General features: G+C 63.3%; 7 protein-coding genes and 1 pseudogene. 7 read left to right on the top strand and 1 reads right to left on the bottom strand.

Annotated features, from left to right (window positions below; all coding sequences use genetic code 11):
* A pseudogene (locus BKH28_RS13645) lies at window positions 1-200 on the bottom strand (GntR family transcriptional regulator); the annotation flags it as partial.
* Window positions 201-389: 189 nt separating this feature from the next.
* Between BKH28_RS13645 and BKH28_RS12665 the strand changes: the two are divergent.
* The 7 genes from BKH28_RS12665 (at window position 390) to BKH28_RS12635 (ending at window position 11,558) form a co-directional block, all read left to right on the top strand.
* Entirely contained in the window at window positions 390-2,015 is a 1,626-nt protein-coding gene (locus tag BKH28_RS12665; protein WP_075419140.1) for an ABC transporter substrate-binding protein, read from the top strand.
* A gap of 208 nt (window positions 2,016-2,223) precedes the next feature.
* Window positions 2,224-3,189, top strand: coding sequence for an ABC transporter permease (locus tag BKH28_RS12660; RefSeq protein WP_075419139.1), 966 nt, complete (start codon window positions 2,224-2,226; stop codon window positions 3,187-3,189).
* A complete protein-coding gene (locus tag BKH28_RS12655; RefSeq protein WP_075419138.1) occupies window positions 3,189-5,339 on the top strand; it encodes a dipeptide/oligopeptide/nickel ABC transporter permease/ATP-binding protein in 2,151 nt (716 codons plus the stop codon). The genes BKH28_RS12660 and BKH28_RS12655 overlap by 1 nt, the downstream gene beginning before the upstream one ends.
* On the top strand, window positions 5,339-6,166 hold the full coding sequence (locus tag BKH28_RS12650; RefSeq protein WP_075419137.1) for an ATP-binding cassette domain-containing protein: 828 nt from the start codon (window positions 5,339-5,341) through the stop codon (window positions 6,164-6,166). Before BKH28_RS12655 ends, BKH28_RS12650 begins: the two co-directional genes overlap by 1 nt.
* A 675-nt stretch (window positions 6,167-6,841) precedes the next feature.
* Window positions 6,842-9,157 carry a sialidase family protein gene (locus BKH28_RS12645; protein WP_075419136.1) on the top strand — a complete coding sequence of 772 codons (2,316 nt, stop codon included), beginning with the start codon at window positions 6,842-6,844 and terminating at the stop codon, window positions 9,155-9,157.
* 71 nt (window positions 9,158-9,228) lie between these two features.
* Window positions 9,229-10,614 (top strand): ABC transporter substrate-binding protein, encoded by a 1,386-nt coding sequence (locus tag BKH28_RS12640; RefSeq protein ID WP_075419135.1) that lies wholly within the window; start codon window positions 9,229-9,231, stop codon window positions 10,612-10,614.
* Between the two features lie 56 nt (window positions 10,615-10,670).
* On the top strand, window positions 10,671-11,558 hold the full coding sequence (locus BKH28_RS12635; protein ID WP_178388893.1) for a carbohydrate ABC transporter permease: 888 nt from the start codon (window positions 10,671-10,673) through the stop codon (window positions 11,556-11,558).
* Window positions 11,559-11,563 lie beyond the last annotated feature (5 nt).

Below are 11,563 nucleotides of genomic sequence, written 5' to 3'. Positions count from 1 at the left end.
TCAAGAATGTAGTTCTTGATCGCCGTCATCGTGGTCTCGGCCTGAGTGGCGGGTGACGTCATCAGTGTGGAGTAGGTTCCGTGAGGGATCACCACCTCATTCCCTCCTAGTGTGATGCTTATCTCTTTGTTGGGGGAGGCATCCGCTTCGTTGGGTGTGGGTGTTCTGCTCACGATGCTTCTCTTCTCGGTGTCGACCATGGTCCTTGCCCTGTCAATCATTGTGCTCACTGCGTTGTGAATCCGCTCGCCGAGCCGTCCCGCCTTCTGGCTGAGTCGCGGCGAGCGGTGTTTGACCTGCGATGTTGCGAGTGGTCTAGGCGTCCTCGCTTCTGCTACAGTCATCCTACCAACGTCAGACATAAGACGTCAGACTTCAGGAGAGAATCAATGGCGATCACGACTCCGGCCGGCTCCAGCCGCCGGGACTTCATCAGGCTGACCGGCACCCTCGGAATGGCTGCCGGTCTGGCTGTCAGCCTTGCGGCCTGTGGCGGTAAGGCCAAGACTGCGGGCGGCGCAAAGGGCAGTGGCACGGCCACCGATCAGGAGGTCACCCACAAGGATGGTGTCATCACCGCAGGTATTTCCTATGAGCTGGGTACCAACGGCTATGACCCGATGACGACGTCCTCGGCTCTGACGGTTGCTGCCAACTGGCACACTCTCGAGGGGCTCACCGAGCTTCACCCGGCTACCCGAGAGGTCTATGCGGCTCTGGGTGCTGAGATGCCCAAGAAGGTGGATGACACCACCTATGAGGTCGCGCTGCGTAAGGACGCGAAGTTCTCTGACGGTTCGGCCGTGACTGCCGACGACGTCGTCTTCTCCTTCAAGCGCGTGCTCGACCCGGCCAACAAGTCGTTGTACTCCCAGTTCCTGCCCTTCATCGACAAGGTGGAGGCCAAGGACGCCAACACGGTGACCATCAAGCTCAAGTACGCCTTCTCTCTGGTCGCGGAGCGTCTGAGTGTTGTCAAGATCGTCCCCAAGGCGATCGTTGAGGCGGACGCCAAGAAGTTCGACATGAACCCCACTGGAAGCGGCCCCTACAAGATGACCGACAACGGCGCCGCCAGCCAGAAGGTCGTCTTCGAGCGCAATGACAAGTACAACGGTCCTCGCCCGGCGCTGGCCAAGTCCATGACCTGGCAGGTCCTGCCCGACGACACGACCCGTACCAACGCGATGAGCTCTGGCTCTGTGCAGGCCATTGACGCCGTTCCGGCAGCTAACCTCTCGACGCTCAAGGAGCCGGTCAAGGTGGCGGCGCAGCAGGGCTTCGGACTGCTCTTCGCCATGTTCAACAACACCACCTTCTCCAACGTGAAGGCGCGTCAGGCGGTGCTCTACGCGCTGGACTACGCCAAGATCTGCAACACCAGCATGGCTGGTCTGGCAACGCCGGCGACCTGCTTCGTCCAGGAGGGGCACCCCGCGTACAAGAAGGCCAAGACGGTCTACTCCTTGGATGCGACCAAGGCCAAGTCTCTCCTGGCAGAGGCCGGTATCAAGACCATCAACGTGCTGTGCACGGACCACGGCTGGTTCTCGGCTGTCAGGCCCGTTATCCGTGAGAACCTCGAGGCTCTGGGAGTGACGGTCAAGTACGACGAGAAGAAGTCCGCGGACACCTACTCCTTCATCGACTCCGCCCAAGGGGCGTGGGACGTGCTCATCGCTCCTGGGGACCCCTCGGTCTTCGGTAATGACGCGGACCTGCTCATGCGCTGGTGGTACAGCGGTGACGTGTGGACCGAGACCCGGATGCACTGGAAGGGCTCGGAGAGTCAGGTTGCGGTCCAGGGGCTGCTCGATGAGGCGGTCAAGCTGGAGGGTGACAAGCAGATCGCCAAGTGGCAGGAGGTCTTCGACAAGATTTCCGAGGATGTTCCGCTCTACCCGATCTTCCACCGCAAGGCTCCGACGGCCTACGACTCGACGACGTTGGAGAACTTCAAGCCGATCTCGCTGACCGGCCTGTCCTTCGTGGGGACGGGGTCGTCCAAGTCCTGAGAGTCACGAGCGGGCGGTGCGGCATCCACGGAAGGTTGCTGTGCCGCCCGCGCCGTGCTCGTGGCGTCAGTGTGTCCGGGGTAAAAACAACGGACTTGCAATCTGACATCAGACATCAGACAATTGGCGTGGCGGCTGGCCCTGCGGCTGCCGCGTCACCCAGCCGCCCTCCTAAGGCGGCAGGACGCTAACGCAAAGGAGCATTTCAGTGTCCAACCTCATCCGCCTGATCGGACGGCGCCTGGTCGCGCTGCCGATCATGGTGCTGGGCGTGACGCTGCTCGTCTTCATCGTCATGTCGTTCTCCTCGGCAGACCCGGCGCGTCTTGCGCTGGGTGAGTCGGCTACGCCAGACGCACTCGAGCAGTACCGAGTCGCCCACCATCTCAACGACCCTCTTCTCAAGCGATTCTGGGAGTACCTCCTGGGTCTGGTCCACGGTGACCTCGGCACCTCCTTCACAGGGGCCAAGATCTCCGACATGGTGGCCGCGGCCTTCCCGATCACGCTCCAGCTGACCTTCATCGGAATCTTCGTCGCCGTCATCGTGGCTACGATCCTGGGTATCATCGCGGCCCTCTACCGCGACAAGTGGCAGGACCAGGTCATCCGCGTCATCTCCATCGCTTGCCTGGCCACCCCGTCCTTCTGGCTGGCCCTGCTGCTCATTCAGTGGTTCTCCGACATTCCGGGGGGAACGGGGGCCTTCCCCGCACTGGTGTCCGAGTGGGTTCCCTTCAGCGAGGATCCCGGAACGTACCTCAACCAGATCTTCCTGCCGGCACTGGCCATTGCGGTGCCCAATGCCGGCTCGCTCACCCGCGTGGTGCGTACTGCCATGGTTGAGGAACTCGACCGTGACTACGTGCGTACCGCCATCGGCGGCGGTATTCCCAAGAACGTCGTCGTGGCTCGCAACGTGCTGCGCAACGCGCTCATCACTCCGCTGACCGTGCTGGGACTGCGCATCGGCTACGCCATGGGAGGCGCCGTCGTCATCGAGATGATCTTCAACATCAAGGGAATGGGACAGCTCATCTTCCAGGGAATCACCCGTAATGACGTGAACATCGTCCAGGGGGTCTCCATCACGGTGGCACTGGCCTTCATCATCATCAACATTGTTGTTGACATGCTCTACGTCCTCGTCAACCCACGAATCAGGAGCATCTGATGCTGCACCGCTCCACACTGGATAAGGCCTCGCGGCCAGGGCTGCGCTTCCAGGGCTGGAAGGCGCTGCCTATCGGCTCGAAGATCGCCATCATCGTGCTGGGCCTCATTGCCCTGATCGCCATCCTGGCTCCCGTCGTCGCCCCCTACTCTCCTGGTGCCACCGGGTTGGCGGAGGCCAAGACGACTTCCTACATCGAGGGCGTCGGTGAGGTGACCGCCACCGATCCTGTCGTTGCCCCGTCCATGTCCCACCTGTTCGGTACGGACGGCACCGGCCGTGACATCTTCTCGCGCGCCGTCTACGGCGCCAGGGTCTCGCTGGTCGTGGGTCTGACGGCCACCGGGCTGGCACTTCTGGTGGCCTCGGTCCTGGGGGCAGTTGCCGCCACCTCCCGCAAGTGGGTCGCTGAGACTCTCATGCGCGTACTCGACGTCGTCATGTCCTTCCCCGGCATCGCCCTGGCGGCGGTCCTCGTCTCGGCCATGTCGACCCGTCTGCCGATGCTGCCGGTCATCATCGTCTCCATCGGCATCCTCTACATCCCCCAGCTCACTCGTGTGGTGCGCGCCAACATCATCTCCCAGTTCGGGGAGGACTATGTGGCCGCCTCCAAGGTGATGGGTGCCCCGGTGCCATGGATCCTCCTCAAGCACGTGGCCCGCAACTGCATCGCCCCCATCATGGTCTTCGCGACCGTTCTGGTGGCCGACGCGATCGTTTTCGAGGCCTCGCTGTCCTTCATCGGTGCGGGCATCAAGTCCGTCAACACCCCGACCTGGGGCAACATGCTCTCCGAGGGCAAGGAGCTGCTCCTGTCGGGCCACTGGTGGCCGACCTTCTTCCCCGGCCTGCTCATCCTCATCACCACCCTGTGCCTCAACGTTCTGTCCGAGGGCCTGACCGATGCGATGGCCTCGCCTCGCATCAAGGCCAAGCCCGATGTCCAGGCCGATGAGGAGGCCATGGAGGCCCAGGAGACCCTGGACGCCTGGGATGACGCTGCCGAGGCGGTTGTCGCCAACGCCTCCGTTGCCGACGGGGAAGACGCCACGAACGGACTGAGCTCGCTGACCGGCGTCGTCGCTCCGGCGACAGAGGATGTTCCTCTGTCCGAGCGGCTCGGTGCCCTGCGGGTGGCCGAGCTCGCCCGGCGAGACCGCCTGGTCTACGAGGACACCGGCGAGGACCCGGTTCTGGAGGTCAAGAACCTCTCGATCGCCTTCCCCGAGCAGCACGGTGAGGTCAACATCGTCGATGGCGTCTCCTTCTCCGTGCGTCCCGGCGAGACCATGGGACTGGTGGGGGAGTCCGGCTGCGGTAAGTCGATCAGCTCGATGGCCGTCATGGGGCTGCTGCCGCCCTCGGCCCGGCTCTCCGGTGAAATCCTCTTCAAGGGGCGCAACATCCTTGAGATGACGCCGGCCGAGCACAACGCGCTACGCGGTCACGAGATGAGTATGGTCTACCAGGACGCTCTGTCCTCGCTGAACCCCTCCATGCTCATCCGTACCCAGATGGCCCAGCTGAGCGCGCGCGGAGGCACTCGTAGCGCCTCGGAGCTGCTTGAGCTGGTGGGGCTCGACCCCAAGCGCACGCTGCGCAGCTACCCGCACGAGCTCTCCGGCGGCCAGCGCCAGCGCGTTCTCATCGCCATGGCGCTGACCCGTGACCCCGCCCTGGTCCTGGCCGACGAGCCGACGACCGCCCTGGACGTGACCGTTCAGAAGCAGGTCATCGACCTGCTCAACGAGCTGCGTGAGAAGCTCGGCTTCGCGATGGTCTTCGTCTCGCACGACCTGGCCCTGGTGGCCAAGCTGGCACACCGGATCACCGTGATGTACGCGGGCCAGGTGGTTGAGCAGGCTCCCACCAGCGAGCTGCTGGCCAACCCCGTTCACGAGTACACCCGGGGACTTCTCGGGGCTGTGCTCTCCATCGAGGCCGGCTCCAAGCGGCTCCACCAGGTGCGAGGGGTTGTCCCCTCGCCCAGCGAGTTCGTCAAGGGAGACCGGTTCGCGCCGCGATCGTCTCACCCGACGGTCGGCCTTGAGACCCGGCCCGTGCTCAAGCCCGTGCCGGGCACGACGGAGCACAGCTACGCCATCACCCCCGAGCTCGAGGCTCTGCTCGCGAAGGAGAAGCACTGATGTCGCCCAACACGTCTGCATCGTCCTCATGGAGCGAGGACCAGCCGGTCGTCGAGCTCAGGGACGTCAATGTCATCCACAAGTCCCGCACCGGGGGCCTGTTCAACCCGGACACGGTTCACGCGGTCAACAACGTCTCGCTGTCCGTGAAGCGAGGAGAGACGCTGGGGCTCGTGGGGGAGTCGGGCTGCGGCAAGTCCACCACCGCTCGGGTCATGGTGGGCCTGCAGCCGGTCACCTCCGGTGAGGTCATCTTCAAGGGCCGCCCGTTGGGGCGCTCGGCCTCGGACCGTCGCGAGCTGGGGCGCAGCATCTCGGTGGTCTTCCAGGACCCGGCCACGGCCCTCAACCCGCGCATGATCGTCCATGACGCGCTCATCGACCCGCTCAACGTTCACGGCGTCGGGTCTCCCAAGGAGCGTGAGGCCCGGGTGCGCGACCTGCTCCACCTGGTCGGGCTGCCGCCCAGCGCCCTCAACGTGCTGCCTCGGCAGATCTCCGGTGGACAGCGCCAGCGCGTTGCCATTGCCCGAGCGCTTGCTCTCGACCCGGACATCATCGTGGCCGACGAGCCCACCTCGGCCCTGGATGTCTCGGTGCGCGCCCAGGTGCTCAACCTCCTCCAGGACCTCAAGGCGTCCTTGGGGCTGGGGCTGGTGTTCATCAGTCACGACATCAACACGGTGCGCTACGTCTCGGACCGGATTGCCGTCATGTACTTCGGCAAGATCCTCGAGATCAACACCACTGAGGAGATCTTCAATAATCCTCAGGAGGAGTACACGCGCACTCTCCTGGCCGCAGTGCCCTCGCTGCTCGATGGCTGAGTAGGCAGCCTCCGGCCGCGGTCGGCGGTGCTGGCACCTCCTGGTGAGGGGCGGACCCGTATGGGCCCGCCCCTCACCTGTCCATCGGTTCCGTTCAAGGGGATATCTCGTTCCTCGTCGTTCTCCATGCGGCTGATGTTGGGGCAGGGGCAGCGGTGTGACAATTGCGAGAAATCGGTCCGTCAATCTCGTGTGAACTCTGATTGCGTGAGCATTGACTTTCGGGTCGCATGTCGTGTAGATTACTTTTATCGGCTCAGCGAGGAGTTGATAGCGGCATACGTAGCCGCCAACAAAGATGTTGATTGTGAAGGAGGGTCTCCTATGTATGTCACAGCGCCTTGGCGTGTGACCACGACGGCACGTCGCCAGTCCGTCGTGCGTGAGGGTCGGGGCCCGTCCTTGATTCACCTCTGACCTGCTGGTGAGAAACCGGGGTCTGTGTCAGGGAGGAGTGGGGCGCTGCATGCGACCCTCCGGTGCTGTCTCATCGCTGTGAAGCATGAGGCGATGAGAATTTCGAGGTGCGCTTGAGTCGCTGAGATCAAGTGCGCCTGAGATCAGACGCAATCTTGATGAGTCCAGCTCCCTACGTTGGGCGTGGAATTCCAGGAATTGCGATCCAAGTAATGATCGATAGGGACTTCTGTGCCCTTTTTAAGAAGCAGGTGACAAGTGATTGGGTCAGCATGTGCCGCATTGCGGCTTGACAAAGAAATCCTCGATTCTGAAACAGGAAGCATCTCCTGTGAGTTCCGGTCGAGGTCTGACGGTAACCTCTTCGCGCTGCGAGGAGCTGACGGGGCCGGTCTCGAGCTGCGCATCGTCGGATCGTCACTGGTGTACGAGGCGACGGTTCCGGGCAGGTGGAGCAAGCTGGAGGCTGAGGATGTGCGCTCGCTCGACGACGGGCGCTGGCACAGCGCCGTCGTCACCGTCAGCTCTGCCGGCACCCGTCTCTACCTCGACGGCTACCAGGTCTTCTGCGGTACCACCACGGCCTTCCTCAAGGACCTTCCCGGGCTGACGCAGGCCGTCGTGGGACAGGGGGACAGCCCTGAGGTCGCCGCCTTCACAGTGCACCCCCGGGTACTGACGTCGAGAGAGGTCCTCGCCCTGTCCAGGCGCGCAGAGCCACTGGTCGAGGTCGCTGCGAACCGTCTGAGCCCTCACGACGTCGCCCGCTTCGCAGACGTTCAGCACGGATCCTTCTGGCTGCGCTTCCGGGTGCGGGGCCGGATGCAGCAAGGAGCCCTCCTCGCCGCCGGCGGACTCGGGCGCGAGCAGCTCACCGTGGCCGTGGGGCCCGAGGGGATCACCTACGCCGGAGTGAGCGCAACGGGAGAGCGCAGGGAGGTCAAGGCCACAGGCGCCTGGAGCGACGGTGGCTGGCACGAGGTCGTGGTCGCCGTGGGGCACGGCGCGGTCGACCTGTACGTCGACGGCTTCCGTGAAACGCACGCTCCTGGTGAGTTCTTCCTCGGAGGGGTCGAGGGGCTCGATGAGATCGTCGTCGGACAGGACTGTGAGGGCGTGCGCCTGTCCGGAGAGGTTCAGCGAGCGGGGATCTATGACTACGCGCTCAGCGACGCGCAGATCAAGCGTCTGTACGAGGTGGAGCCGATTGAGACCGACGCCCTGTTCGACCGCGGCTACTGCGGCTCCGCCTCCTACCGGATTCCCTCCCTCCTGACGCTGTCCTCCGGCACCGTCCTGGCCGGTGCTGACCAGCGGGTCTCTAACGCCAACGACTCTCCCAACGACATCAACTTCGTCGTGCGCCGGTCCCTGGACGCAGGACGGAGCTGGGAGCCGATGAGCACCGTCATCGACTGCCCGGGAAGCGGGGAGGACGCTTCGTCAGTCATCGACTCCTGCATGGTCCAGGATCCGCACACAGGGCGGGTCCATGTCCTCATCGACCACTTCCCGGGAGGGATCGGGCAGCCCAACTGCTGGGCGTCGACAGGATTCGACGAGCAGGGAAGGCGGCTGCTGAGAGATCTCGACGGCGGACGCTATGTCGTCGAGCCCGATGGTGCGGTCACGACGATCGAGGGGCAGGGCACCGAGTTCCGGGTGCTGGACGACGGCACGGTGCTCCGTGACGGCGACCCGGCGGGCAACATCGAGCTGGCCCCCGGGGCGGACCCTGCCGAGAGCCTCCTGGCCATCCCCACCAGCTACCTGCAGATCGCTCACTCCGACGACGACGGCGTCACGTGGAGCAAGCCGCGGGACCTCAACCCCCAGCTGAAACAACCGTGGATGAGGTTCCTGGGCACCTGCCCGGGTAATGGTATCGCCCTGAGGAACGGCCCTCACGCCGGACGCCTCATCGTTCCCCTCTACTTCAACAACGATCAGAACTGGCTGGCGATGTGCGCGACGGTCGCCTACTCCGACGACCACGGCGAGACCTGGCAGCTCGGTCACGGCCCCAACGAAGGGCGGCAGACCCCTGAGGGGGAGCTCGACCCGCAGACATTCGTTGATGAGACCTGGTCACTGCATGAGGCCGCAGTAGTGGAACGACAGGACGGCGTACTTCTGCTCTTCATGCGCAACCAGCATCCTCGTGGGCGGGTCGCCGTCAGCGAGTCCCACGACGCCGGACAGACCTGGGGGCCGATCCGCTTCGATGAGGAGCTTCCCGAGATCTGGTGCCAGCCCAATGCGATCAGCCTTCCCGCCCCCGAGGGGGAGGACCGCATCGTCTTCGCCAACGCCTCGCTCATGCTCCCGTTCCGTGGCTGCGGCGTCATCCGACTCAGCCTCGACGGCGGACGCACATGGAAGCACTCGCGGACCTTCAACCCCGGTCACTACGTCTACCAGTGCATGTGCGTCCTACCCGACGGCAGGATCGGGATCCTCTGGGAGAACGAGTGCCAGGGTCTGTACTTCTCGCGTCTGCCCCTGAGCTGGTTCTCCGACGGCATTGAGACCGTCGCCCCCCGTCAAGCAGAGGAGCAGGACTCACTCTCATGACGATGAATCATCCGTCAGCCACACCTCACTCCACCACCCACCCGTCATTTCCCGTTCAAAGGAGAACTGTCATGACTCCCTCCACCTCAGTTTCGTCTCACTCGGCCTCCGCACTCAGTCGTCGCGGCTTCATGGTTCTGGGAGGCATCGGCATGTGCGGTGCGCTGGCCGCATGCGGCGGCAAGGACTCCGCCGACGACGAGGGGACCGGCCCCCTGCGTGGCACGGTCACGATGTGGTCCTCCTTCACCCAGGGGCCTCGTGCAGACTGGATGAAGAAGATGGCCGAGGAGTTCCACAAGAAGAATCCCGACGTCACCGTCAAGATCGAGCAGTTCTCCTGGTCGGAGTTCAACACGAAGTGGACCACCGGACTGACCGCAGGGCAGGTGCCGGATATCTCCACGGCACTGCCCAACAACGTTGTGGAGATGATCAACTCCGAGGCGCTGGTGCCGCTGGACAAGGTCATCGACTCCATCGGTCGTGACCGGTTCCCCAAGCCGGCACTGGCCGAGGGGCAGTCGGACGGAAAGTCCTACTCCGTGCCCATCTACTCGCACGCCCAGGTGATGTGGTACCGCAAGGACGTGCTGAGCTCCAAGGGCCTGTCGGTCCCGACGACCTGGGAGGAGCTGGCCAAGGCGGCCAAGGCCGTCGGAAAGTCCGATAGCCTCTACGGTCTCTCCGTGCCCCTGGGAACGGGGGACATGCTGGGGGCTCGCTACCTCAACTTCTACGTCCGCTCCGCAGGCCAGAGGCTGCTCAAGGACGACGGGACGGCCAACCTCACCTCCGAGGCGGCCCTGAGCGGTATCAAGTACTGGACCGACCTGTACAAGTCGGTCTCCCCGGAGGGATCCCTGGATTACGCGGTCCTTGACCAGGCAACGCTCTTCTACCAGGGCAAGACCGCCTTCGACTTCAACTCCGGGTTCCACATCTCCGGAGTGGCGAAGGACAGCCCCAACCTGGTCGACTCCATTGCCGCGGCGCCTCTTCCCCGCATGAAGGCCTCCGACCCGGCGAACTACCCGGCCGAGGTGTCCAACGTGCCCCTGGTGGTGTGGGAGGCATCCAAGGTCAAGCGGGAGGCCAAGGCCTTCCTGGAGTTCCTGTTCACCAAGGACAAGTACATCGAGTTCCTGCACTCGGTCCCCGGCGGCATGCTGCCGGTCCTCAACGACATCTCGAAGGATCCGAGCTACGTGGGCAACGAGACCATCAAGAAGTACTCCGACTCCATCAAGGTGATCCAGGACCAGGTCGGCGTCGGCAGTGCCATCGGTATGGAGAAGGGCCCACTCGCTCAGGCAGGAGTCCTCACCAGCCAGGGGCTGATCGAGAAGATGTACCACTCGATCATCATCGACAAGACCGATATCGAGACCGCCGCCAAGGACTGCGAGAAGAAGCTCAACGACGCGTTCAAGGCCGCCGGGGCCAGTATCAAGTGACTCGGCGATGCGGTGGGAGGGGCATCTCCTCGCCGCCCAGTCCGAAAGGTGAGCTCATGACTCGAATGAAGCGAATGAACTGGACGGGCGTCGTCTTTGTGGCGCCGTCAATATTCATTGTTCTTGCTCTGCTGATATACCCGGTCTTCTCAAGCATCTGGTACTCCTTCACTGACAAGCACCTCTTGCGCCACAGCTATCATGTGGTGGGTATATCCAACTACACCGACCTCCTCGCATCCTCCAGCTTCTGGAATGCGTTCGGGGTGTCGATCAAGTGGACAGCGGCGTCGATTATCGGCCAACTTGCTGTGGGATTGGTGCTGGCGCTGGCGCTGGACCGGGTGCCTCGGGGATCGGGACTGTTCCGTACGCTCCTCATTGTTCCCTGGGCGTTCCCGGCGATCATCACCGCATTCGCCTGGAAGTGGATCCTCAATGACGTATACGGGTTCTTGCCCAATCTTGTGACCACTCTTGGTCTCAGTGATAAGAACATGGCATTGCTGGGCAATCCCTCGACGACCTTCTGGGTGGCCTTGCTCATCAATATCTGGTTCGGCGCTCCGATGTTCATGGTGAACATCCTCTCTGCTCTGAAGACCATCCCCCAGGAGCAGTATGAGGCGGCAATGGTGGATGGTGCCTCTGGATGGCAGAGGTTCAGGTTCATTACGTTGACCCATATTCGAGAGGTCATCGGCCTGCTGGTCATCCTGCGCACCATCTGGGTCTTCAACAACTTTGACATGCTCTTCCTCCTGACGGGCGGAGGTCCGGGGGAGAGGACGACGACGCTACCTATCTTCGCCTACCAGGAGGGTTGGAATCTGCGGCAGCTCGGGGTCGCCTCCACTGTGACGATCCTGCTGCTCCTCTTCCTGCTGGTGCTGGCCTTTGGTGCCTTCAGGATGCTCAACCGCTGGGAAAAGGAAAGGGGCTAAATCAT

This window comes from Actinomyces oris (assembly GCF_001937665.1).
Lineage (GTDB): Bacteria > Actinomycetota > Actinomycetes > Actinomycetales > Actinomycetaceae > Actinomyces > Actinomyces stomatis.
Note: the sequence above shows the minus strand (reverse complement) of the source record. Positions and strands in the feature narration are given on the sequence as shown.